The following is a 23,793-nucleotide window of genomic DNA, read 5'->3' as shown; positions in this document are numbered from 1 at the left end:
GTGCCGGAGCGGGGGAGCGTATCGAGGCCCACTCAGTCGTCGGTCTCGCGGCGGCGCAGGTATTTCTCGAACTCCCGGGCGATGGCATCACCGCTGGCCTCGGGCAACTCGGTGGTGTCCTGGGTCTGCTCAAGCGAGTGCACGTAGTCGGCGACCTCGTCGTCGGACGCCGCAAGCTCGTCGACGCCGTGCTCCCAGGCACGTGCCTGCTCCTGCAGGTCGGCATGACCGATGAGGGTGTCGAAGAGTTCCTCCAGCCTGGTCAACAGGGCCAGTGTCGCCTTGGGTGACGGTCCGGCGCCCGCGTAGTGGGGGACGGCCGCCCAGCAGGACAGGGTCGGTATGTCGGCCTGGTGTGCCGCGTCGGTCAAAACGCCCACGATGCCGGTCGGGCCCTCGTAGCGGTTGGGCTCGACGTCATACCGCTGCCGGGTCTCCTCGTGCTCGGAGGTGACGGTCACCGGGATCGGCCGGGTGTGCGGGACGTCGGCGAGCAGGCCACCGAGGGTGATGATCGTGCCGACTCCGCAGTCGGTGGCGAAGTCCATCAGCTCCTCGGTGAAGCCACGCCATTTCATCGACGGCTCGATGCCCTGAACCAACAGGACGTCACGGTCGAGTGGGGTGTCCTGCGCCAGGAAGATCTTGGTGGTCGGCCAGACGATCTCGCGCCGACCCGTGTCGCTGGTGATCCGGGGACGGTTGACCTGGAAGTCGTAATAAAGCTCCGGGTCGAGTGCGGCCAGCGGCTCCGCATCCCAGGTCTCGATCAGATGCAGCACCGTCGCCGAGGCGGTCTCGCCGGCGTCATTCCATCCCTCGAACGCCGCGATCATGATCGGGTCGCGCAACGGCGGCACGTCCTCGAACTCGATCACCCGGTCCTCCTCTGCAAGCTCGCCATCAGGAGTTCAGCTTAAGCACCCGAGCGCCGCTGCGCCCGTAGGGGACAAGGCGTGGCAACGCGGCTCGGCGAGACTGCCGATCAGCGGACGCGCGCCGTCGTTAGACTCGTGCCGTTCTGCGCAAACTTCCCCGAAGGGATCTCACAGTGAGCAGCCGCTCCGATATTGCGTTGGTGGCGCCGTCAACGCGCGACACCACGCTGGTCCGTCCAGACTCCACCGAAGCCCTTCGCAGCGCGATGGCGCAGCGAGTGCTCATGCTCGACGGGTCGATGGGTGTGTTCATCCAGCGGCACAAGCTGTCCGAAGCTGAGTTCCGGGGTGACCGGTTCGCCGACTGGGACCAGGACGTCAAGGGCAACAACGATCTGTTGTCGATTACGAACCCGCCGGTGATCAGCGCGATCCACGAGGCCTACCTCGCCGCGGATGCCGACATCATCGAAACCAACACCTTCAGCGCACAACGCATCTCGATGGCCGACTACGGCATGGAAGAGCTCAGCTACGAGCTCAACTACGAGTCGGCCAAGCTCGCGCGGGCGGCCTGCGACGCTGTCGCCACTCCCGAACGCCCCCGGTATGTCGCCGGCGCGCTCGGTCCGACCAACCGGACCGCGTCGATCTCACCGGACGTGAACGATCCCGGCGCCCGCAACACCTCCTTCGAGCAGCTCGTCGCGGCATACAAGGAACAGGCCGAAGGGCTGGTCGACGGTGGCAGCGACATCCTGCTGGTCGAGACGATCTTCGACACGCTCAATGCCAAGGCGGCGATCTTCGCGCTGGAGACGCTCTTCGACGAGCGCGAACGCCGGTGGCCGGTGTTCATCTCCGGCACCATCACCGACGCGTCCGGGCGGACGCTGTCCGGGCAGGTCACCGAGGCGTTCTGGAACAGCATCCGGCACGCGCGCCCGCTCGCCGTCGGCTTCAACTGTGCGCTCGGCGCTGCGGACATGCGGCAGTACGCCGCCGAATTGTCCCGGGTGGCGGACTGTTTCACGTTCTGTTACCCCAACGCAGGCCTGCCGAATGCCTTCGGCGAATACGACCAGCCCGCTGAGGAAATGGCCGACATCCTCGGTGAGTTCGCCAAGGATGGACTGGTCAATGTGCTCGGTGGCTGTTGCGGCACGACGCCTGAGCACATCTCCGAGATCGCCGAACGCATCGAGGGTGTGCCACCGCGTGTTCCGGCTGAGCCGGCATCGGCCATGCGCCTGTCCGGGCTCGAGCCGTTCAACATCACTGAGGACTCCTTGTTCGTCAACGTGGGTGAGCGGACCAACATCACCGGCTCGGCGCGTTTCCGCAAACTGATCAAATTGGGTGACTACGGGACCGCGCTCAATGTCGCTCGCCAGCAGGTGGAGTCCGGCGCTCAGGTCATCGACATCAACATGGACGAAGGCATGATCGATGGCGTGGAGGCCATGGATCGCTTCTGCAAGCTGATCGCGACCGAGCCCGACATCTGCCGTGTGCCAGTGATGATCGACTCCTCGAAGTGGGAAGTCATCGAGGCCGGCTTGCGCTGCATCCAGGGCAAGCCCATCGTCAACTCCATCTCGATGAAGGAGGGCACCGAGAAGTTCATCGAGCAGGCCCGCTTGTGTCGTCGGTATGGCGCGGCGGTCGTGGTGATGGCCTTCGACGAAGACGGTCAGGCGGACACCTTGGAGCGTCGCAAGGAGGTGTGCCAGCGGGCCTACGACATCCTGACCAAGGAGGTGGGTTTCCCCGCCGAGGACATCATCTTCGACGCCAACATGTTTGCCCTGGCAACCGGTATCGAGGAGCACCGCGCCTACGGCACCGATTTCATCGAAGCGGTTCGGTGGATCACCCAGAACCTTCCCGGCGTGCTCACCTCCGGTGGCGTCTCGAACGTGTCGTTCTCGTTCCGCGGCAACAACCCGGTTCGTGAAGCGATCCACGCCGTTTTCCTCTATCACGCGATCCAGGCCGGCCTGTCCATGGGCATCGTCAACGCCGGCCAGCTCGCTGTGTATGACGAACTCGATCCGAAGCTGCGAGAGCGCATCGAGGACGTCGTGCTCAACCGGCGTGACGACGCCACCGAGCGACTGCTCGAAGTGGCCGAGGAGCACAACAAGGAGGGCGAGGAGCAGGGCCCGGACGACAAGCTGAAGTGGCGCGACGAGCCGGTCCGTGAGCGCATCTCGCACGCGCTGGTGAAGGGCCTCGACGAGTTCATCGTCGAGGACACCGAAGAGATGCGGCTGGAGCTGAAGGAGCGGGGCGAGCGTCCGCTCAACGTCATCGAAGGTCCGCTGATGGACGGCATGGGCATCGTGGGTGACCTCTTCGGTGCCGGCAAGATGTTCCTGCCCCAGGTCGTGAAGTCAGCGCGCGTGATGAAAAAGGCCGTGGCACACCTGATTCCGTTCATCGAGGCGGAGAAGAAGCCCGGCGACGCCGAGCGCGCCAAGGGCAAGATCGTGATGGCGACGGTGAAGGGGGATGTCCACGACATTGGCAAGAACATCGTCGGTGTCGTCCTCCAGTGCAACAACTACGACGTCGTCGATCTCGGTGTGATGGTGCCCGCACAGAAGATCCTGGACACCGCGAAGGCTGAGAAGGCGGACATGATCGGGCTATCCGGCCTGATCACACCGTCGCTCGACGAAATGGTCAACGTGGCCGCCGAGATGGAGCGGCAGGGCTGGGACATCCCGCTGCTGATCGGTGGTGCCACGACCTCTCGCGCGCACACCGCGGTGAAGGTGACCCCGAGGTACCACGGGCACGTGGTCTGGGTGAAGGACGCCTCGCGTTCGGTCCCGACCGCAGCTGCGCTGCTGTCGGACGAGCGACGTGATGCGTTCATGATCGACGTCAATGCCGAGTACGAGTCGATCCGGAAGCGGCATGCCGCGAAGAACAGTGAGCGGCCGCTGCTTTCGTATGACGACGCGCTGAAGGCACGGACGCCCATCGACTGGAGCGACTATCAACCGCCGCGGCCCCGCTTCCTGCTGCAGCAGGCGCGAGACGTGGGCGCCGACGGCGAACTCGGGCCGATCTCGTCATACACGCGGACCTTCCAGGACTACCCACTGGAGACGTTGCGCGACTACATCGACTGGCAGCCGTTCTTCAACGCGTGGGAGATGAAGGGGAAGTTCCCCGACATCCTCAACAACCCGGCGACCAGCGAGGCCGCGCGTCCGTTGTGGGATGACGCCCAGGCGCTGCTCGACAAGGCGATCGAGGGACAGTGGCTGCACGCCAACGCCGTCGTCGGCTTCTTCCCGGCGAATGCGATCGGGGACGACGTCGAGCTCTACACGGACGAGACCCGGAGCGAGATCCGCACGACGCTGCACCACCTGCGGCAGCAGGGCCACCATCGTGAGGAGTTCCCAACCGGTCGCTGGCCGACTACATCGCGCCGAAGGACACCGGGCTGCCCGACTACATCGGCGGCTTCGCGGTGACCGCGGGGCTCGGCGCGCAGGAGAAGATCATGGAGTTCAAGGCCGACCTGGACGATTACAGCGCGATCCTGCTGGAATCCATCGCCGACCGGTTGGCCGAGGCGTTCGCCGAGCGGATGCACGATGTCGTGCGGCATGACCTGTGGGGCTACGCACCGGACGAGAAGCTGACCAACGAGGACATGATCGCCGAGAAATACCGCGGCATCCGTCCGGCGCCCGGCTATCCCGCTTGTCCCGAACACACCGAGAAGGCAACGCTTTTCGAGCTGCTGGATGCCACCAACCAGACCGGGATCGAGTTGACCGACTCGATGGCGATGTGGCCAGGGGCCGCGGTGAGCGGCTGGTACTTCTCGCACCCCGACTCGCAATACTTCGTCGTGGGACGGCTCGGACAGGACCAGGTCGCGTCGTATGCCGAGCGCAAGGGCTGGACAATGAAGGAGGCGGAGCGCTGGCTTTCGTCCAACCTTGGCTACGAACCGGAGGACTGACCCATCGACACCAATGCTCTTCCGGCCGCTGTCCTCTGGGACATGGACGGCACTCTTGTTGACACCGAGCCGCTGTGGATTGCGGCCGAGACGGAGCTCGTCTCGTCATACGGCGGGGAGTGGACCGACGAGATGGCGCATCAGTTGGTGGGCAGCCCACTGCTGGTGTCGGGCCAGTTGATCAAGGACAACAGTCCGGTGACCCTCTCCGCGGCGGAGATCGTCGACTACCTTCTGGAGCGGGTCATCGCTGGCATGCGCCGTCATGTCCCGTGGCGGCCGGGCGCCGAAGAGTTGCTGAAAAGCCTTGTCGCACAGGGCGTTCCGAACGCTCTGGTCACGATGTCCTACGAGTCGTTCGCGGGCGTGCTTGTCGAGGCCGTGCCGGCCGGGACCTTCTCGGTGGTCGTCACCGGCGACACCGTGAGCAACGGCAAGCCCGACCCGGAGGCCTACCTGACAGCGGTGAAGCAGCTCGGTGCCGACGCGGCTGACTGCGTGGCCATCGAAGACTCGATCCCGGGTGTGCGCGCTGCAGTCGCGGCGGGCGTTCCCACGATCGCCGTGCCGCACGTCATCGAAGTCCCGACCATCGAGGGCGCGACCCGAGTCGACAGCCTCGACGGACTGCACGCCGGTGATCTGCGCCGGATAGCGAGGGGCCGCTGACGAGCGGCCACTGTGATCGGTCAGTCGAACTGCACGCCACCGATTTCTCGCAGTCGCACGATGCGATCGGAGTCCGCAGACGTCTCCGGCACGTGCACAACCATGCGTAGATCAGCCGTCCCGTCGATCGAGTAGCTGAGCGTGTTGAGCCGGATGAGTCCGACCGGGGGACAATGGAATTGCTTGAACTGCGGACCGGTCGGCTGCACTTCCTGCCTGGCCCACGCCGTCCGGAAGAGTGCGCTGGTGCGGGACAGTTGGTCGATCAATGACTCCCACTCCGGCTCACCGATGTGCTCGGCGTACCGCAACCGTAGGTTCGCCACGAGCCGGCCGAAGAGCTCAGGGTTGATGGGGCGCACGTCGTCACCGGCGATGGCAACGCGCCACAGGACGTTGCGTTCGATCCCGTCGGCGGACACGACCCACGGAAACATGCAGGCGTACGCCTCGTTGTTGGCGATGAGGTCGTAGCGTGCGTTGTAGATGCACGCTGGATTCGGATCGAGTTGATCGAGGACCTGGACGGCGTTGGGCGGCACCTCCTCGGGCATCGTCGGTGGCATCGGCACACCCGGGACTTGCGCCAATCGGTAGAGGTGCCAACGCTCTGCTGCGCCCAGCTGCAGAATCCGGGCCACCGCATCGAGCACCTGGGTGCTCACGTTGATGTCCCGTCCCTGCTCCAACCACGTGTACCACGTGAGGCCGACACCGGCGAGCTGAGCGACCTCCTCACGTCGCAGGCCCGGGGTGCGACGACGGGGGCCGACGGATACGCCGACCGCGAGCGGGCTGACCTGCTCGCGGTGCGCCCGCAGGAAGCGGGCCAGCTCGCGGCGGTGAGCAGGCTTGTCCGAGCTGCCGGTCGCGATCTTTTCGTCGGTGATGCTCATGACCTCGATTCTGCGACGGAACGCGTGGATCAAGCGACCGTGATCCTGGTGTTGTTGATACCAGGATGAACGCGCTCCTGTCCCCAGCGATCGGATGTCCCCACCATCGATGCATGACAACGACCCAGGTGCGACCCGCACCATCTCGTCAACCGACGGCGCCTGCCTCAGGACTGCTGCTTGCAGTGCTGCTCGGCGGCCTCTTCATGAGTTTGCTCGACATCTCGATCGTCAACGTCGCGATCGGGCCACTGCGTGACGGGTTGCATGCCTCCGGCGCGCAACTGCAGCTCATCGTCTCCGGCTACGTGATGACGTATGCCGTGCTGCTGATCACCGGCGCACGCCTCGGCGGGCGGATCGGCCATCGGGCGGTGTTCCGCGCCGGGCTCGCCGGATTCGTGCTGGCCTCCGCGGCATGCGGTATGGCGCCCACGGCAACCCTGTTGATCGTGTGTCGTCTGGTGCAAGGTGGCGCGGCGGCATTCATGCTGCCGCAGGTCATGAGCCTGATCCAGATCTGCTTCCCGGCCGGCCCGCAACGCTCGCGCGCCCTGGGTTGGTACGGACTGGTCCTCGCCCTCGGAACCGTAAGCGGTCAGTTGCTCGGCGGCGTCCTGCTGCGATGGGACGTTGCCCGACTCGACTGGCGCACCGTGTTTCTCGTCAACGTGCCGGTCGGACTCGTGCTGCTCTGGATGTCCGGTCGGTCCTTGCCTCGCCATACGCGAGCGCCACGCACCGGGCTCGACATCTCGGGCACGATCCTGCTCGGCTCGATCATCGGACTCGTCGTCGTGCCGCTCGTTCTCGGCCGCGAAAATGGCTGGCCCCTCTGGGGATTCATCGCATGGGGGATCGCTGCACTTCTACTGCCGGTCTTCGTGCTCGTGGAACGCTCAGGGGCGGCGCCGGTGATCCCTGGCGACCTGTTGCGTACCCCAGGACTGCTGATGGGCCTGGCTGTGGTGGTCGTCACGATCGCGGGGTATGCCGCCTACCTCTTCGCCTTCGCCGTCCACCTGCAGACAACGCTGCAGCTGAGCCCCTTGAAGACCGGCCTGACCTTCCTGCCGCTGGCCGTCGGATTCGCCGTGTCCTCGTTGGCATGTCCCCGTCTGCCGGCCCGCATCTCCCGGACACTGATCCCGGTCGGACTGCTGCTGTGCGTCATCTCCTTCCTCGGATCGGAGAGATCACCGCGGACGGGGAACGACCCGGCACGGCGCTGCTCCTGCTCTTCGCGCTGGTCGGGTTGGGTCAGGGATTCGCGATCACGCCCGTCATGGGACTCGCGCTCAGCCGGGTAAGGATCGAACGGGCAGGAGAGGCGAGCGGCGTGCTGTCCTGTGCCTTCCAGCTCGCTCAGGTGCTCGGTGTCGCGGGGATCGGATCGGTGTTCCTCAGCGCAGCCGACCACTTCGGCACGGCATCGGCCGCGCGGTTGGTCTGCGTCGTGATCGCAGGGGGATTGCTGGTTGGCGTGGTCGCATCGCGGCGCCTCCTGGCCGTGAGTCAGAAATAGAGCAGGTACGGATGTGGGCAAAGTTGCTGGTCAGGCGCGAAGCGACTGTCAAGCAACTTTGAACGCACCGCACTGGCCGCGACCCGCTGATCAGTCCTCGGTCGGCGACGCCTCGCCTGCGCGCACCGGGTCCAGCGCAAGGCCGATGGCGTTGTCCGGGAGCTGCGGGGGAGTGCCGCCGAACTCCGGGCAGATCGCCTGGTGGCTGCACCAGTCACAGAGCTTGGTGCGATGTGGGCGCCAGTCGCCGGTGGTGGCCGCTCGCTCGATCGCCTGCCACAGGGCCTTTATCTTGCGTTCGGTCGCGAGCAGGTCGGCTTCGGCCGGCTCGTAACGCACGATCTCGCTGTTGCCGAGGTAGACCAGCTGCAGCATGCGAGGTATGACGCCGCGAGTGCGCCAGAGGACCAGCGCGTAGAACTTCATCTGGAAGAGCGCCTTGGCCTCGAACAGCTCCGAGGGTGAGCGCCCGGTCTTGTAGTCCACGACCCGTAGCAGGTCGCCCGGTGCCTCGTCGAGCCGGTCGATGTAACCACGCAGTGTCAGCCCGTCGACTTCTGCCTCGACGTACAGCTCGCGCTCGGCCGGCTCCAGCCGGGTCGGGTCTTCGAGGGCGAACCAGCGACGAACCAGCTCCGCGGCGTCGGCCAGCCACGACTCGTGTGCGGTGGTCTCCTCGCCGATGAGGCTCGCCAGCTCGGGCTCCTGCTCCACCAGCGCGGCCCACTGCGGCTCGAGCAGGGCAACCGCGGTCTCGAGGGTCCGCTCGGCGGCCGGGACGTCGAAGAGGTGCTCCAGCACCGAATGCACCAGGGTGCCGCGCGCCGCGGCCGCAGAGGGCTCCTCGGGCAGTCGGTCGACCACCCGGAAGCGATAGAGCAGCGGGCACTGCATGAAATCGCCTGCGCGGCTCGGCGACAGCGCCGGCTTGACCGGTCGGGGCCCTGAGCCCTCCGACCGCGCCTGCGTCGTTGCCGCTGCCGTCTGATCCATGTCTGCGACGTTATCCGGCAGCGCAGACATCCCGGCGCCCGGTAGCTCACACCAACCGCAACGTAGGCTGGATGAATGGCGAACGCGGACCGGCCCGGCTGGCAGTTGGGCACGCTGCGCGATGTCCCGATCTACATCGGCCGGACCTGGCCCATCATCGCGGTTGTCATCATCGCGACCTTCGGGCCGCAGGTCGCCGATGCCTACCCGGACCTGGGCGGAGCCGCCTACTTCGTCGCGTTCCTCTACACGCTCCTCCTGCTGCTGTCCGTGGTCGCGCACGAGGCTGCGCACGCGCTGGTCGGACAATGGCGCGGCTACCACGTGCGGCGCATCGTCGCCGACCTGTGGGGCGGGCATACGGCATACGACACCGATGACAGCTCGCCGATGTCCAGTGCACTGGTCGCTGTGGTCGGGCCACTCGCGAACGCCGTTCTCGCGCTTGCCGGTTGGCTCGCTCTGCACGGCGTCGGCCACGATCGTGAGGTCGCCCGACTACTGATCGGCGCCTTCGTCTTCACCAACGCGTTCGTCGCGATCTTCAATCTGTTGCCCGGTATGCCGCTGGACGGCGGCTTCATCCTGGACGCGGTCGTATGGCGCGCCACCGGCTCCCGCTCGGCCGGGCTGCTCGTGGCAGGGTGGTGCGGCCGCGTGCTGGCGGTGTTGTTCGTCGCCTGGACCGTGGTGCGGCCACTCCTGCGTGGCGACACACCGCAGACGTTCTATGTCCTCTGGTCGGTGCTCATAGCCGGTTTCCTCTGGGTCGGTGCCGGTAATGCGATCGCCCGGGCCAAGGCGGGTCGTCTCTTCGCCCGCGTGCGAGTGCGCGACGTGCTCCGGCAGGCAGCGATCGCTCCGGACACCGCACTGGTGACGCAGTTGCCGAGGAACACTGATGTGGTCGTGGTCGATCGGCAGGGTGTGCCGTGGGGGTTGATCGCCCCTGCCGACCTGCTGCAGGCCGCAAGGCCGGAGCTGCAGGACGTTCGTGCCGCGGCGCTGGCCCGCGTCCAGCCCGCCGGCTGGGTGGCCCAGGTGCCGTCGGTCGACGTCGACGTGACCGCTCTGGTTCGAGCAGCGCAGAACGTGGGTGGCGCCATACAGGAGCTGTTGGTGGTGGTCGACGGACAGCCTGCGGGTTTGGTCGCCATTCAGGTGCTCGGAGATGCGCTGGCGGCTGCCGAGCGCCCTGCCGTCGCATCCGTCTAGGCTGGGCGATCGTGAACTCGCCCGAACCCACCGGAGCCGCCGCGCGTCGCGGACCATTTGCAGCCGGCGAACGCGTGCAGCTGACCGACCCGAAGGGCCGGATGCACACGCTCGAGCTGACGCCGGGCAAGCAGTTCCACACGCACCGCGGTCACCTCGTCCACGACGACCTGATCGGCCTGCCGGACGGCAGCACGATCACCAACACCGCCGGCACCGAATATCTCGTGCTGCGGCCGCTGCTGTCGGACTACGTCATGTCGATGCCGCGCGGCGCCGCTGTCGTCTACCCGAAGGACGCCGGGCAGATCGTCGCGATGGCCGACATCTTCCCTGGAGCGCGAGTGGTGGAAGCCGGCGTCGGCTCCGGCGCCCTGTCGATGTCCTTGCTGCGCGCCGTCGGTGACGGCGGCGAGCTGCACTCGATCGAGCGACGCCGGGAGTTCGCCGACATCGCCCGTGGCAACGTCCGTTCGTTTTTCGGGGAGAGCACCCGGCCTGGACGATCACCGTCGGCGACTTCGTCGAGGTTCTGCCCACGGTCACGGAGCCGGGGACGATCGACCGGGTGGTGCTCGACATGCTCGCGCCGTGGGAGTGCCTGGACGCGGCCGCCGATGCGCTGGCGCCCGGCGGCGTCTTCATCGCGTATGTCGCAACGGTCACCCAGCTGTCCCGGGTGGCCGAAGGAGTCCGAGCGCACGGTGGTTACACCGAGCCGGAGGCCTGGGAGTCGATGGTGCGCGGCTGGCACCTGGAAGGGCTCGCGGTGCGTCCGCAGCACCGGATGCACGGACACACAGGCTTCCTGATCTCGACCCGTCGGCTGGCTCCGGGAGTGACGCCGCCGTTCCGGAAGCGGCGGCCGGCGAAGAGTGCGAGCGGCTCCGATGCTCCAGATATTGAGACGAGCACGTTCGAAGCCGGTCGGTCTGACGAGTCGTGGACTTCGGAGAATCTGGGCGAGCGCCCGGTCTCGGAGAAGAAGCTGCGCAAATTGCAACGTTCAGCAGGCGAGCCGCCGCTGGACTGAACATGTTTGAGAGTTAGGGTCGGGTTGCATCGAACCGCAGTGACGGCTTCGGCAGCACGCTCGAAGTTGGTGCGGCACAAGCACAGGAGGCCGACCGTGAACGATCACCCCCTGAGTCAGGTACGCCGAAGAGCTCGATCGAGAGCTTGCAGCGCGAGATCCGGACACTGCGCGAACGACTCGCGATGTCCTCGCACTCCAGCGCCGGAGACCTGCAGCAGCAGGTTCGCCAGCTTCAGGCGTCAGTCGGGACCATGTCCGCCCAGAACGAACGCCTGGTGCGCACCCTGAAGGAAGCCCGCGAGCAGATCGTCAACCTCAAGGGTGAGGTGGACCGGCTCGCGCAGCCGCCCGCGTCATACGGCGTGGTGATCGAGACCCACGATGACGGAACGGCCGACATCCTGTCCTCCGGGCGGAAGCTGCGGGTGGCGGTGAGCCCGTCCATCGAGCCGGGTGAGCTGTCCCTCGGTCGCGAGGTCATGCTGAACGAAGCCTTGAATGTCGTTGCCGCTGTTGGCTTCGAGCGGGTCGGCGAGCTCGTCCAGGCAAAGGAGCTGCTCGGTGAGGACCGTGTCCTGGTGGTCGCGCACGCCGACGAGGAGCGGGTCTGCCGGATCGCTGCCAAGCTGGCCGGCGAGACGATCCGGGCCGGCGACTCGCTGCTCGCCGACAGCCGCAGCGGGTTCGTCTTCGAGCGTATCCCCAAGGCCGAGGTCGCCGACCTCGTGCTGGAGGAGGTGCCCGACATCCGCTACGAGGACATCGGTGGTTTGGCCGGCCAGATCGAGCAGATCCGCGACGCCGTCGAACTGCCCTACCTGCACGCCGACCTCTTCCGGGAGCACGCGCTGCGCCCGCCGAAGGGCGTCCTGCTCTACGGCCCTCCCGGCTGCGGAAAGACGTTGATCGCCAAGGCTGTTGCCGCCAACCTGGCGCGCAAGGTCGCCGAGAAGACCGGGCGAGACGAGGCGGCATACTTCCTGAACATCAAGGGACCCGAGCTGCTCAACAAGTATGTCGGTGAGACCGAGCGGCACATCCGGCTGATCTTCCAGCGGGCCCGGGAGAAGTCGTCCGACGGCACACCGGTGGTGGTCTTCTTCGACGAGATGGAGTCGCTCTTCAGGACTCGTGGTTCGGGTGTCTCGTCCGACGTCGAAACGACGATCGTGCCGCAGTTGCTGTCCGAGATCGATGGTGTGGAGCAGCTCGAGAACGTCATCGTCATCGGTGCCTCGAACCGCGAGGACATGATCGATCCGGCGATCCTGCGACCTGGTCGCCTCGACGTGAAGATCAAGATCGAACGCCCGGATGCCGAGAGCGCCCGGGACATCTTCGGTAAATACCTCGTGCCGGGGCTGCCGTTGCACGCCGACGACCTGGCCGAGCACAACAACTCGCCGCAGGAGACCGTCGAGGCGATGATCCAGGCATCGGTCGAGCGGATGTACACCGAGATCGACGAGAACAAGTTCTTGGAGGTCACCTACGCCAGCGGCGACAAGGAGATTCTCTACTTCAAGGACTTCAACTCCGGCGCGATGATCCAGAACATCGTCGACCGCGCGAAGAAGATGGCGATCAAGGACCAGCTGACGACCGGTCAGAAGGGCATCCGGGTCGAGCACCTGCTGCGTTCGTGTGTCGATGAGTTCAAGGAGAACGAAGACCTGCCCAACACCACCAACCCGGACGACTGGGCGCGCATCTCCGGCAAGAAGGGCGAACGGATCGTTTATATCCGCACGCTCATCGACGGCAAGGACGGCGCCGAACCGGGTCGCGCGATCGACTCGATCAAGGGCACCGGCCAGTACCTCTGACCCCTCATGCGGGTTGAGTAGCCTTGGGAGGCGTTTCGAACCCCCGGCTATGCCGTCCGCGCGGTGGAGCGCGCGGACGGCATAGCCGAACGAGCGGGCGCCCTCAGTTGTCCACAGGGGCGCTGCAGGACTTCGGCGAATCGGCCAGGATCGCCCGATGCAGCGAGAACAGGCGGAGGCACGGCACTGGTCGATCCGGAGGCCTGCGCGCACGGGTGTCGCCCGACGCGGCACAGCCGCCGAGCTCGCCACTGCTCATGGCGGGGTCGTGCATCGGCAGGAGTTGGCCGAGTGCGGGATCGATAGCGACGGGATCCGGAACGAAGTCGCGGCTGGACGCTGGTTCAAGCTCGGCCGGCATACGGTGGCGATCGGTTCGCCTGAGATCGGCCTCGTCGCCCAGTGGTGGCGAGCGGTCTGGGAGAGCGGTGCGGGTGCACGGCTCGACGGTGCCAGTGCGCTCTGCGCACATGGAATGACTGGTTTCCGTGCCCAAGTCATCGATGTCTCGTTGCCGGCGCGTAACCGGCATCACGCCGTCGACGGCGTTCGGCCGCACCGGTTGAGGCAACCGCCACCCGCGGCGAAGGTTGGCATACCGCGGGTCTCGGTGGAGATGGGCATGATCCACGCCGGCCAGTGGGCCGTTAGCGACAGACAGGCAGCCCTGGTGATCTGCCTGCCGATGCAGCAACGGATGACTTCGACGGCACGGCTCAGCCTGGCGTGGCGCGGCATCGGACGCTCGGCACGTCGCCCATTCCTCGACGCGGTGATCGCTGATGTGACGGACGGCGCCCACTCGTTGGGCGAACTCGATTTCGCCCGAATGGTGCGACGCGTCGGCCTTCCTGCTCCGACCCGTCAGGCAATCCGATGCGGAGCGGACGGAAGGGTCTACCTCGATGTCAGTTGGGACGATGTCGGCCTGGTGGTGGAGATAGACGGCGGCCACCATGCGCTTGCGCTGAACCCGGTCGACGACGCGCTCCGTCAGAACGACCGCGTCATCGCGGGCGAACGCGTCCTGCGTATCCCGGTGATCGGCCTCCGGCTGGCGCCCGATCAGTTCCTGATGCAGATCCGTCGGATGTATGACGCTCTCCGAATCACCCAGTGAGCGCAGGCTGCCCGACGGCTATGCCACGCGCGCGGTGGAGCGCGCGTCCGGCATAGCGCAAGCGGGAAGCAAGGGGCGGATTGACCTTCGAGTTGGTTGAGGGGCCAAGCTGGGCTCGTGCCTGATCAGCGTGCCGGCCGAAGGACGGACCATCAGCGTAGAGCGACTGAGGCGAAGATGAGGAACGAGTCTTCGTCCCAGTCGTCCCTACTGACCATAGGTGCGTTCGCGCGGTTGGTCGGCCTCAGCTCGAGTGCGCTCCGTTTCTACGACGACTGCGGGCTGTTGCACCCGCAAGAGGTCGATGCGGCGAGCGGCTACCGTTACTACTCGGCCGAGCAGGAGCGGCGCGCCTCGACGATCAGCCGACTGCGGGGGATCGGGTTGCCGTTGCATGACATTCGCACGGTGCTCGACGGTCCGCCCGAGCAGGCCAGAGCAGCCTTGCGGACGTATGCCGAGCAAGCTACCGGCATCGCGCGACAGGCTCGCGAGACCAGCGAGGACGTCATCGCGTCCCTGCCGGACGGTGCGGGCGCGAGCGCGCCGACAACCGTGATCGTCCGCGGCCCAGAGCTGGCCAGTGCGTTGCGACAGGTGTCTCCGGCGGCAGCGGCAGTGCCCGACATACCCGTGCTGAAAGGCGTGCTGCTGCAGCTGGGCGCCGACGAACTCACCGTGGTTGCGACTGACCGCTACTGGATGGCGGTGCGCAGCCTGCCCGTCGAGGAGACCTCGGGACCGGACCGGCCCATCGTCGTCGCGGCCGGTGCGGTGGCCGCGGCGGTTACGTTTGCCGCCGCTCACGACCGAGTGCGCCTACGGGTCGGCGACGATGGGGCCACCACGCTCGAGTCAGGCGACAACGAACTCAGCCTTCCGACTCTCGATGCTCAATTCCCGTCGTACCACTCGGTGTTGGTGTCTTTGCCGCCGACGGCGGGTCGTGTCACGGTCGACCGCGCAAGGCTGGCAACGGAGCTGCTGCAGCTTGACGACGCGGACGCCGTCGTGCTCACAACGGGGACGGATCACCTCGACCTGAGGGTCGACGGGGACCGGCACGGTGTGCGACTGAGCGCTATCTGCACCGGCGAATCCCTGACGACCGCGTTCCGGCCGTCCCTGTTGCTCGGAGCACTCGAGGTGAGCATCGGTCCAGAGGTGCTGCTCGAACTTCCGGCTCAGGCGAGCCGCCCGGTCGTCGTGCGTTCCGCGGACCAGGGCACCTTCACCACCATCGTGATGCCGGTCCGGAGGGACAGCGCCGGGTCATGAGCGAGCACACCGTGTCCGCGACTGCGGTCGATGCAGGCAGACTGCCTGCGGCATATATCTGGTGGACGGTTGCCGCCGCGACAAGCACTCTGGGCAGTTCGGCGTTCGGCTTCGCGATGACCTGGTACGCGACCGGTGTATCCGCGGGACTGACGGGGCTCATCGGTGTGCTGATCACCCTGCCGACGGCGGCCCTGCTGCTGATCGGCGGCGCGGTCGCCGACCGGGTTGGCGTGCGCCGGATGCTGGTCGCCGGCGATGCGGTCATGCTGCTACTCAGCCTCTTCGTGGTGCTGGCCGCGACAGCGTTCGGCGTGCACGCGTGGCTGCTCATCGTCGTCGCGGTCGTCTCGGGTGTCGAGAGCGCCTTCTACCTACCCGCAACTGGGGTCGTGCCCCGGCTGTTCGCCACCGGCGACGCTCTCCCGAGAGCCACTGCGGTGAACAGCACGCTCACCCAGCTGGCGCGTATCGCGGGGCCGCCCTGTGGCGCTCTGGCAGTCGCCGCGATCGCATTCTCCGGAGCGGCCGCAGTCGATGGTTTGACCTTTGCGCTGATTTTGTTGGTGCTGCTGCGGATTCGGCCTTCACACGCACCGCCGTCGGACTCCGTTGCTGGGGGCTTGTCCATCCTCCGCTCGCTCACGACTGTACGGTGCGCCCCGCAGCTGCGCGCGGTTCTGGTGACGACCGGTGCGATCGCCGGCGCCGTGCTTCCGGCCGTGATCTACGGACCGTCGTTGCTCGCACGCGAATCCGGCTGGGGCCCAGGCGCTTCCGGGTCATCGAGGTCGGTTGGCTGGTCGGCGGCCTGGCGGTGACTGCAGTCATCGCGCGGCGCGGTGCGGCCCGGCGAATCGGCCTGGCAGTCGGCGTCGGATTACTGATGGTGACCGCCGGGCTGTTCTGTATGGCACTGTCCCCACTGCCGGGCGTGGCGTTCGGATGCACGGTCGTCCTCGGCGTGGGCGTGTCCGTCTGCACGGGTCACCTGTGGCCGGCATACCTCCAGGCCACCCCGATGGATCAGCTCGGCCGATACCAGTCGTTGCTCGTATTCGCCCAGATGGCAGCACTTCTCATTGCCACCGTCCTGTTCACGGCCATCGCCGGCCGGCTCGGCGCACGTTGGTCACTTGCGTTGTGCGCTGCCTGCACCCTGGTGACGCTGATCTGGTGGATCACATCTTCGCAGCGCCGGCTCGGATCGCCTTCCTGATCCGGAAGTAGGTGCCACAGCGGCATACGTTGCGGATGCTGTCGAGGTCGTCGTCGGTGATCGCGCGGCCCTCCGCCTGGACCTTCTTGACGAGCGCGACGGCGGCCATGATCTGACCGGGCTGGCAATAGCCGCACTGCGCGACGTCCTCCTCGAGCCAGGCTTCCTGCATGGGATGCAGCTCCTGGTCCGTGGTGGCGGCCAGACCCTCGATCGTCGTGACCTCGTCGGTGGACTTGATGTCCTTGACCTGCACCGAGCAGGGGTTGAACGCCTTGCCGTTGATGTGCGATGTGCAGGCCTTGCAGACGTTGATGCCACAGCCGTACTTCGGGCCGGTCACCTTGAGGACGTCGCGCAGGACCCAGAGCAGTCGCACGTCGTCCTCGACGTCGACGGTGACCTGCTCGCCATTGAGCTTGAAAGTGTGGGTGGACATTGGCAACTCCGCTCAGTAGGTGTGCGACAGGCCGTCGGTGGGCGACTCGGGGAGTGATGGCACGTAGGGCTTCACGTCGAACGACAGCGTGTCGTGGTTGATCGGGAATCGTTTCGGGACAGTGCCTGTCGCGCGCGCGTAGGCGCAGGCAACTGCGGCGAACGATGCCGGAACGCCCGCCTCACCCACGCCCCCGGGCTGATCGGACGACGACGGCATGATCACGCACTCGAACTCGATCGGCGCGTTCCACTCGCGGGTGTAGAAGTAGTTGTCCCAACTCGCCTCGAGGAAATGTCCGTCCTTGAGGTGCGTGCTGTTGGTCAGTGCCAGCCCGATTCCGTCGGAGGCAGCGCTCATCATCTGTGCCTCGATCCCTCGCGGATTGATGACCAATCCGGCATCCACGGCAACGACCACCTTGGTGACCCGCGGACCGCCGACGCCGTTCGCGATCTTTCGATTGACCGTCTCTGGACGACAGTCGATCTCGACGAGAAACGCTGTGGCGCCTTTGTATTCGCGATGTACTGCGATGCCCTGTGCGGTTCCGGGTGCCATCGTGCGGCCCCAGTTGCCGACTTCGGCGACCTTCTCCAGCACCGCCTTGACCTCGGGATACTTGATGTTGGCGAGTCGGAAGGCGAGCGGGTCCTTCCGGGCCTTCTTCGCCATCAGGTCGACCGTCAGCTCGCTGGCGCACGCGACGTCCTGGGAGTAGATGGACCGCATCGAGCCGGTGTTGAAATGCGTGTCGGTCTCATCGAGCAGCTGGGTCACGACACCGAAGTTGTAGGGCAGGTCCTGGGTGAGCAGGAAGATGCTCTGGGAGAGGCCGACCCCGACGAGACCGGGCGGCAGATCCGCGGCAGTGGCAACGAGCATCTCGCCGAGCCCGTGGCTGAAATCGGTGGTCACGCTGGTATGCCGCTGCTCGAAAGTCAAGACCTGGTCGCCCAGCATGGTCGCTCGGCAACGCGAGGTGACCATCGGGTGCATGCGTCCTTGGCGCGGCTCGTCGACGCGGTGCCACATCAGTTTGACCGGTTTGCCCATTGCCTTGGACACACGAGCCGCCTCGAGCGCCGGGTCGTGGAAGAGCTTGTGGCCGAAGGATCCGCCGCCGGTCACCACGTTGACGGTCACCTTGCTCACCGGCAACCGGACCGCCTCGGCGATCTTGCCCTGAGCGACGATCGGCGACTTCAGGCCGGACCAGATGGTGGCGTGGTCGTCCCGAACGTCTGCGATCGCGCAATTGGTCTCCAGAGCAGCACTGGAACGGAACATGAACTCGAAGTCGGTGTCCACCTGTATGCCGAGCAACGGAAGTTTCGGCACCGCCAGCGGTATTTCGGCCTTGCGAAGCTCTGCCAGGATCGACTCATCGTCCGCGGCGCCGACGACACTGGCGCCGAACTGCGCTTTCATCGCTCGCACCGCATCGATGCACTGTCCGAACGTCTTCGCCCGCACGGCCACACCGGTCGGTATGACGGCGACATCTGTCACGCCGGGCATTGCCAGGATCGCGGCCTCGTTCGCCAACCCGGTCGGGTGACCATTGAGCCCGGTCGCGCGACACAGCATGGTGGGAAGTGCGTCAGGGACCTGCAGGTCCATCGTGAATTGCTTCTTACCGGTGACGATGTCGCGTGCGTCGACTCGCGTGTGCGGCTTGCCGACCACGGTGAAGGCTGAGCGGGCCTTCAAGTCCACCTGGACGCTTTTCGTTGTCGCCCCGGCGGCCTTCACCGCCAGCTTCCCGTAGGTGGTCGACTTTCCGTCAGGGGCAGTGATGACACCCTGTTTCGAGGTGAGCTGGTCTACGGCATACCCGAGTTCGATGGCTGCGGCCTGGAGCAGTGCGCCCTTTGCGATGTTGGCTGCGACTCGGATCGGTGTGTACGTCGACACCGTCGAGTTCGACCCACCGGTCAACTGATTGAACACGAGCTCCGGTCGTGCCGGAGCCAATGACACGTTCACCTTCTCGACGGGCAGGTCGAGTTCCTCCGCGATGATCATCGAGGTGGACGTCGTGATGCCCTGGCCGACCTCGGCGCGTGGCAACGCGAAGCTCGCCGTGCCATCGCTGTTGATGGTGATCGTGATGAGGTTGGCAGTCGCCAGGCCGGCGGTGTCCTGCAGGTCCTCCAGGTCGAACAACGCAGCGATCTGAGGTGGGGAGGGGACCGACGCCTCAGCGGGCGTGCCGAGTCGGAGGTCGGCCGCCACAGTCAGCGTCGTGCCGGCAACGAGGTAGCCGACGAACCGTCTTCGGCTGATACCTCGACGACCGGCGGGTTCGGGCTTTGATACTGCGTGTTGAGAGGCCACCCGAAAGACAGTGACACAGATCACCTACCGGACGGTAGGTTGCGAATTCAAAGACTTGGTCAATGTTCACCAGGCCGCGCCCGTTGCCCTTGACGGGAAATCGAAGTGCTCCCTCGGGCGGGTCTGTGAGAGCCTGGGAAACGGCGTACCGGACCTGCATCGAACCCGTGCGCCGGTTCTGATCGACGGTGAGCGGCCTGGTGCCGCCGGAAGCGAGGTCGGCCGCATGGCCTGCTCAGCACACAGCTGACCTGCCCGGTTCAGGACGAGACGACGGTCTCGCCGGATCGGTGCATTCGCCATGCCTGTGCGGCATACGCAGCGGACGTGTTGCATGCCGCCGTTTCACCGATCGAAGGACTTCTTCACCATGTATGCACTGACCGATGCCGCGATCCGCGGCTCATTCATCAACGCCAGCAAACGCGAGGTACGCGACGCGATCCTGCCGGACCTGGCGACCATCGACTGGGACGCACTCGACCTGCTCGGCTGGCGGGACGGCAAGAAGGACAACACCGCGTATGTCGTGACCGTGCTCGACGACACGCCGGTCGGAGTCCGTTTCACCACCGCGTCGAGGACAGGCCCGCGCCGCAAGTCACTCTGCGCCTGGTGCCAGGACGTCGTCGTGGAGGACGACGTGACCATGTATGTCGCCCGTCGCGGCGGAGCACCTGGTCGCAAGGGCGACACGATCGGCACTCTCATCTGCAGCGACTTCGGCTGCAACGAGCATGTCCGGCGCACACCGACGCTCACCGAGGTCGGCAGCTCCGACGAACAGGACCGGATCAACTTGATCCACCGGCGGATTGACGGTTTGCGCGAACGCTCGTCGAACTTCGTCCGTCAGGTGCTCGCGACCCGCTGACCCTCGTCGACCGTCACGTGGCGCCCGCTCAGGCGCGCGCCACGTGACGGTCGACGAACCCGTTACGGAACTTGCCGCGTGGGTCCAGCAAACGGCGCAGGTCGTCGAAATCGTCCAGCCGGTCATATGCGAAGTCGAGCCGTCCGGGGTAGGTGAACGCCTTGCCCCAATGCGGTCGTGGGGCCAGGTCGGCAAGCGCCTGCTCCACGATGCCAACCGCGCGATGGACACCCTCTGTGTCCGGCTTCCAGGTGAAGTGAAAGGCCACCGAGTCGCGACCGTATGCCGGGCTGAGCCACTGGGATTCGCTTGCTATCGCACGTATTTCGGAGACCAGCAGGTAGGGCGCAAGGGCGTCGCCAATGTCCAGCAGTGCCTCGATGCCACGGTCGGCGTCCTCCGCCGCGACGAAGAACTCGGATTGGATCTCCGCACCGGCGCTTGGCGTGAAGCCCAGCTTGAAGTGCGGCAATCGATCGGCCCACGAGCCAGCAACGCCGCCCTGTTCGGTCACTGCGTCCGGCGTCGCTCCGGCCGCTTGCAGCGGATGCAGGGTGTCCGGCGTCCAGCTCGTGCCGGAGATGGAGGGACGGGTGCCGTCACCTTCCCCGTCCACGACCGACTTCACGATGATGTGATCCGGCCCGGCGCCGGTCCACCGGCCGAACACACTCACGCTGTATGACGTGGCGAGCACGTCGTTGACCCGAGCGATCAGCTCGCCCCAGCTCATCCCCAGGAACGCGTCCTGCCGGACCTCGTAGTGCGGCACGGTCGACAGGCGCAGGCGGGTGACGACGCCGAGCGCCCCGAGCGAGACGACGACACCGTCGAAGTGGCGATCCGTCGCATCGATCCAGCGAAGTTCGCCGTCCGCCGTGAGGAGTTCGACGGCCTCCACCGCCGACGCGAGCCCGGGCTGACGAGCACCGGAGCCGTGCGTCCCGGTCGCGACGCTGCCCGCAACGGTGATGTGGGGGAGCGAGGCGAGGTTGGCCAGCGCGCGGCCTGAAGCGGTGAGTGCGGGCACCAGGTCGCCATACTTCATGCCCCCGCTGACCGTCACCGTGCCAGTCTCCGAGTCGACCTCCGGAGCTGACACGAGACCGGAAACATCCAATTGCCAACCAGTTTCGCTGTCGGCGATGCCGTTGAAGCTGTGTCCGGAGCCGGCGATCTTCACAGCCGGCGCATCGGCGACGAGCTGCTGCAGCTCCGCCGCCGTGCCCGGCCGCTCACGCCGAGCCGCGCGGTAGTCGTAGGTCCCGGACCAGTTCGTCGTCATGCGTGCGCCTTTCGTTGCCAGACCCCGGCAGCGAGACGCCATCCGAGTAGGAAGATCCCGAGAAACACCGTTGCGACCACGATGAAGGCGAAAGCGGTGCCCTCTCCGGTCAGTCGACGCAGCACCATTCCGACCGCGACTGCACACAGCCATACCGGCCAGCCGGTCTTCGCGAGTAGCGGCAGATGCCCGAAGATCGCTCGCACGAACAGCCAACCCACCGCGACACCGACCAGGAACGGCCACGCGGTCTGCAATGAATCGAGGACCGGGTTGCTCTCGTGGTGCGAAGCGCGGCCGATGCCCGCGAAGACGAGAACGACCAACGCGTCGATGCCGAGGGCTGCCAACGCCCGCTCACTCATACCGGCTCGCCGGGGTATCGCACGCCAAGCTGAGCGCGCACCTCGTCCATGAGCCCCATGATGCGCAGTGTCTCGTCCCAGGTCATCAAGGGTGACTCGACGTCGCCGGCGCTGATCCGGCGCGCCGCCTCCACAGCCTCGAAATGCAGCCCGTGCTGCGTCGGCGCCGGGTCGTAGGTGTCGACCACCTTGTCGTCGGGGCCGACCAGGCGCACCTGCCCCTGCTGGTAGAACCAGCCGGGGAGCTCGAGACGGGCCGAATCTCCTGCAATGACAGCGGTGTTCGCGGTCTGCGCCGACATCGTGGTGACACACGTCGCGATCGCGTCGTTGCCGGTCAGCACCACGGTCTCGCTCCGGTCCACACCCTCCGGCGTCAGCGCACCAGTCGCATTCACCTGGAGGTCGCCGTCCAGCAGCATCGCGGCGAGTGAGATCGGGTAGATGCCCAGGTCCAGCAACGCACCGCCGGCGAGGGCCGGATCAGCCAGGCGCTGCGGCCCATTCGGATAGAGCAGCTGGCCGTGGTCGGCGACAATGGTGTCCAGCCGGCCGAGCAGGCCGTCGGCAACGGCCCGCCGCACGACGTCATACCTCGGCAGGAAGCGCGACCACATCGCCTCCATGCAGAACAGTCCGCGACTGCGTGCCTCATCGATGACCTCGGTGGCCTCGGCCGTGTTTCGGGCGAACGCCTTCTCGACGAGCACCGGCTTGCCGGCGCGCAGCGCCAACAGGGCGTGCTCGCGGTGCGCGGAGTGCGGCGAGGCGACATACACGACGTCGACGTTCGGGTCGGCGACGAGGTCTTCGTAGGACCCGTGCGCGGTGAAACCGCCGAACTGCGAGGCGAATTCGCGTGCCCGGTCCAGGTTGCGCGAGCCACAGGCGACGATCTGCTGACCGGTGCCCGCGAGCAGCGCGGCCGCGAATGCGGCGGCGATGCCGCCCGGCGCGAGGATGCCCCAACGCAGCACGGGCGCATCGATCGGATCAGGTGTCGTGGGAGAGGGGAGCGTTGTCACGCGAACCATCCTCGCAGAGTGTCGACGATCTCCCAGCGTGCTTGCCAGGCAACCGGTGCGAAGCCGGGAATGTTGAGGAAGCCGTGGGGAACGCCGTGGTAGTGCGACAGGTGGGCTCTGACGCCGTCGCGCTCGAGCGCGGCGACATAGTCAGCACCTTCGGGCGCGAGCGGGTCGAACTGCGCGGTCTGTACGAGGGCGGGAGCGGCGCCGGCGTGCGACGGCGCCTGTAGGGGAGATGAGTGGGTCGCCGGGATCGATGCCGGAGCCGTCGAGATAGAGCGCCAGGTAGGTGTCGAGTGCTTCGCCGTCAAGCATCGGGGCGTTGCGATAGGTGTGCTTGCGACTCAGGTCCACGGCGGGATAGATCAACACCTGGCCGGCGAGTGCGGCACCGGCGCGCAGGGCGACCAGGGCCGAGAGGTTGCCGCCCGCGCTGTCACCCGCGACCACGACGCGCGACGGCGACACAGGCAACCAATCCGGGTCCGCCAGCACGAGATCGAGCGTGTCGTGCGCGTCAAGCACCGCGGCCGGCGCCTTGTGGTCGGGCGCCTTGCGATAGTCCGGTGCCACGACGACCGCACCCGTTTCGTCGGCGATCATCGTCAGCAGCGACTCGTAGTCGAGCGGCCGGCCCAGGGTCCACCCGCCACCGTGGTAATAGACGACCACCGGTGCGCTGCCGGTGACATCCGGGCGCCGATGGATGCGTGCCGGGATCTGCACACCGTCACGCATCCGCAGTTGCACGGTGTCGCGTCGGACATTGCGTCGGACACGGCCGGTCACGAGTGTCACCGGGAAGCGCGGATCTGG

The 23,793-nt window shown here is 66.4% G+C and carries 20 protein-coding genes and 2 pseudogenes; 13 read left to right on the top strand and 9 right to left on the bottom strand.

The genetic code is table 11. The features are described 5' to 3' along the window. Positions 1-32: 32 nt before the first annotated feature. Positions 33-878 carry a PAC2 family protein gene (locus ACFQDH_RS17625; RefSeq protein WP_382403696.1) on the bottom strand — a complete coding sequence of 282 codons (846 nt, stop codon included), beginning with the start codon at positions 876-878 and terminating at the stop codon, positions 33-35. A gap of 173 nt (positions 879-1,051) precedes the next feature. On the opposite strand from ACFQDH_RS17625, the gene metH reads away from it, so the two are divergent. The 3 genes from metH to ACFQDH_RS17615 are packed head-to-tail and all read left to right on the top strand — an operon-like array spanning position 1,052 to position 5,538. Beyond that, on the top strand, positions 1,052-4,372 hold the full coding sequence (gene metH, locus ACFQDH_RS17620) for a methionine synthase (RefSeq protein WP_465253884.1): 3,321 nt from the start codon (positions 1,052-1,054) through the stop codon (positions 4,370-4,372). Beyond that, positions 4,309-4,869 (top strand): vitamin B12 dependent-methionine synthase activation domain-containing protein, encoded by a 561-nt coding sequence (locus tag ACFQDH_RS23960; protein ID WP_465253896.1) that lies wholly within the window; start codon positions 4,309-4,311, stop codon positions 4,867-4,869. The genes metH and ACFQDH_RS23960 overlap by 64 nt, the downstream gene beginning before the upstream one ends. A 3-nt stretch (positions 4,870-4,872) precedes the next feature. After that, positions 4,873-5,538, top strand: a complete 666-nt coding sequence (locus ACFQDH_RS17615; protein WP_382404894.1) for an HAD family hydrolase — start codon at positions 4,873-4,875, stop codon at positions 5,536-5,538. A 20-nt stretch (positions 5,539-5,558) separates the two neighbouring features. Here ACFQDH_RS17615 and ACFQDH_RS17610 read toward each other — a convergent pair whose 3' ends face one another. Next, positions 5,559-6,434: a helix-turn-helix transcriptional regulator gene (locus ACFQDH_RS17610; RefSeq protein WP_382403695.1), complete on the bottom strand. Its 876-nt coding sequence runs from the start codon at positions 6,432-6,434 to the stop codon at positions 5,559-5,561. Between the two features lie 113 nt (positions 6,435-6,547). On the opposite strand from ACFQDH_RS17610, the gene ACFQDH_RS17605 reads away from it, so the two are divergent. Next, positions 6,548-7,744: an MFS transporter gene (locus ACFQDH_RS17605; RefSeq protein ID WP_382403694.1), complete on the top strand. Its 1,197-nt coding sequence runs from the start codon at positions 6,548-6,550 to the stop codon at positions 7,742-7,744. Positions 7,745-7,773: 29 nt separating this feature from the next. Continuing rightward, the gene (locus ACFQDH_RS17600) at positions 7,774-7,959 is read left to right on the top strand and encodes a hypothetical protein (RefSeq protein ID WP_382403693.1); all 186 of its coding nucleotides are present in this window, start codon (positions 7,774-7,776) and stop codon (positions 7,957-7,959) included. Between the two features lie 90 nt (positions 7,960-8,049). Here the strand turns inward: ACFQDH_RS17600 and ACFQDH_RS17595 are convergent, their stop codons facing one another. After that, the gene (locus ACFQDH_RS17595; protein ID WP_382403692.1) at positions 8,050-8,952 is read right to left on the bottom strand and encodes a RecB family exonuclease; all 903 of its coding nucleotides are present in this window, start codon (positions 8,950-8,952) and stop codon (positions 8,050-8,052) included. A 75-nt stretch (positions 8,953-9,027) separates the two neighbouring features. Here ACFQDH_RS17595 and ACFQDH_RS17590 point away from each other — a divergent pair, with 75 nt between their 5' ends. The 7 genes and pseudogenes from ACFQDH_RS17590 (at position 9,028) to ACFQDH_RS17560 (ending at position 16,646) form a co-directional block, all read left to right on the top strand. After that, positions 9,028-10,167 carry a site-2 protease family protein gene (locus ACFQDH_RS17590; RefSeq protein ID WP_382403691.1) on the top strand — a complete coding sequence of 380 codons (1,140 nt, stop codon included), beginning with the start codon at positions 9,028-9,030 and terminating at the stop codon, positions 10,165-10,167. 8 nt (positions 10,168-10,175) lie between these two features. Then, positions 10,176-11,200 (top strand): annotated as a pseudogene (locus ACFQDH_RS17585) (tRNA (adenine-N1)-methyltransferase). A 185-nt stretch (positions 11,201-11,385) separates the two neighbouring features. After that, positions 11,386-13,029, top strand: coding sequence for a proteasome ATPase (gene arc, locus ACFQDH_RS17580; protein ID WP_382403690.1), 1,644 nt, complete (start codon positions 11,386-11,388; stop codon positions 13,027-13,029). Positions 13,030-13,186: 157 nt separating this feature from the next. Continuing rightward, positions 13,187-14,149, top strand: a complete 963-nt coding sequence (locus ACFQDH_RS17575) for a PDDEXK family nuclease (protein WP_382403689.1) — start codon at positions 13,187-13,189, stop codon at positions 14,147-14,149. Positions 14,150-14,326: 177 nt separating this feature from the next. Then, on the top strand, positions 14,327-15,427 hold the full coding sequence (locus tag ACFQDH_RS17570) for a DNA polymerase III subunit beta family protein (RefSeq protein WP_382403688.1): 1,101 nt from the start codon (positions 14,327-14,329) through the stop codon (positions 15,425-15,427). Next, positions 15,424-16,248 carry an MFS transporter gene (locus ACFQDH_RS17565; protein ID WP_382403687.1) on the top strand — a complete coding sequence of 275 codons (825 nt, stop codon included), beginning with the start codon at positions 15,424-15,426 and terminating at the stop codon, positions 16,246-16,248. The genes ACFQDH_RS17570 and ACFQDH_RS17565 overlap by 4 nt, the downstream gene beginning before the upstream one ends. Then, positions 16,245-16,646, top strand: coding sequence for an MFS transporter (locus ACFQDH_RS17560; protein WP_382403686.1), 402 nt, complete (start codon positions 16,245-16,247; stop codon positions 16,644-16,646). Before ACFQDH_RS17565 ends, ACFQDH_RS17560 begins: the two co-directional genes overlap by 4 nt. Here the strand turns inward: ACFQDH_RS17560 and ACFQDH_RS17555 are convergent. After that, positions 16,609-17,085, bottom strand: a complete 477-nt coding sequence (locus tag ACFQDH_RS17555; RefSeq protein WP_382403685.1) for a (2Fe-2S)-binding protein — start codon at positions 17,083-17,085, stop codon at positions 16,609-16,611. The two genes, ACFQDH_RS17560 and ACFQDH_RS17555, sit on opposite strands and share 38 nt — an antisense overlap. A gap of 12 nt (positions 17,086-17,097) precedes the next feature. Then, on the bottom strand, positions 17,098-19,323 hold the full coding sequence (locus ACFQDH_RS17550) for a molybdopterin cofactor-binding domain-containing protein (protein WP_382403684.1): 2,226 nt from the start codon (positions 19,321-19,323) through the stop codon (positions 17,098-17,100). A gap of 472 nt (positions 19,324-19,795) precedes the next feature. On the opposite strand from ACFQDH_RS17550, the gene ACFQDH_RS17545 reads away from it, so the two are divergent. Continuing rightward, positions 19,796-20,299 (top strand): FBP domain-containing protein, encoded by a 504-nt coding sequence (locus tag ACFQDH_RS17545; protein ID WP_382403683.1) that lies wholly within the window; start codon positions 19,796-19,798, stop codon positions 20,297-20,299. Between the two features lie 28 nt (positions 20,300-20,327). Here the strand turns inward: ACFQDH_RS17545 and ACFQDH_RS17540 are convergent, their stop codons facing one another. The 4 genes and pseudogenes from ACFQDH_RS17540 to ACFQDH_RS17525 form a co-directional block, all read right to left on the bottom strand. After that, entirely contained in the window at positions 20,328-21,584 is a 1,257-nt protein-coding gene (locus ACFQDH_RS17540; protein ID WP_382403682.1) for an FAD-binding protein, read from the bottom strand. Further along, a complete protein-coding gene (locus ACFQDH_RS17535) occupies positions 21,581-21,949 on the bottom strand; it encodes a DUF3054 domain-containing protein (RefSeq protein ID WP_382403681.1) in 369 nt (122 codons plus the stop codon). The genes ACFQDH_RS17540 and ACFQDH_RS17535 overlap by 4 nt, the downstream gene beginning before the upstream one ends. Continuing rightward, entirely contained in the window at positions 21,946-22,974 is a 1,029-nt protein-coding gene (locus ACFQDH_RS17530) for a Gfo/Idh/MocA family protein (RefSeq protein ID WP_382403680.1), read from the bottom strand. The genes ACFQDH_RS17535 and ACFQDH_RS17530 overlap by 4 nt, the downstream gene beginning before the upstream one ends. After that, positions 22,971-23,715, bottom strand: a pseudogene (locus ACFQDH_RS17525) (alpha/beta hydrolase). Before ACFQDH_RS17525 ends, ACFQDH_RS17530 begins: the two are co-directional and overlap by 4 nt. Positions 23,716-23,793: the final 78 nt, after the last annotated feature.

Source organism: Flexivirga alba, assembly GCF_042661025.1.
GTDB classification, from domain to species: Bacteria; Actinomycetota; Actinomycetes; order Actinomycetales; family Dermatophilaceae; genus Flexivirga; species Flexivirga alba.
The sequence above is the reverse complement of the archived record's forward strand: the minus strand, read 5'-3'. Positions and strand labels throughout refer to the sequence as shown.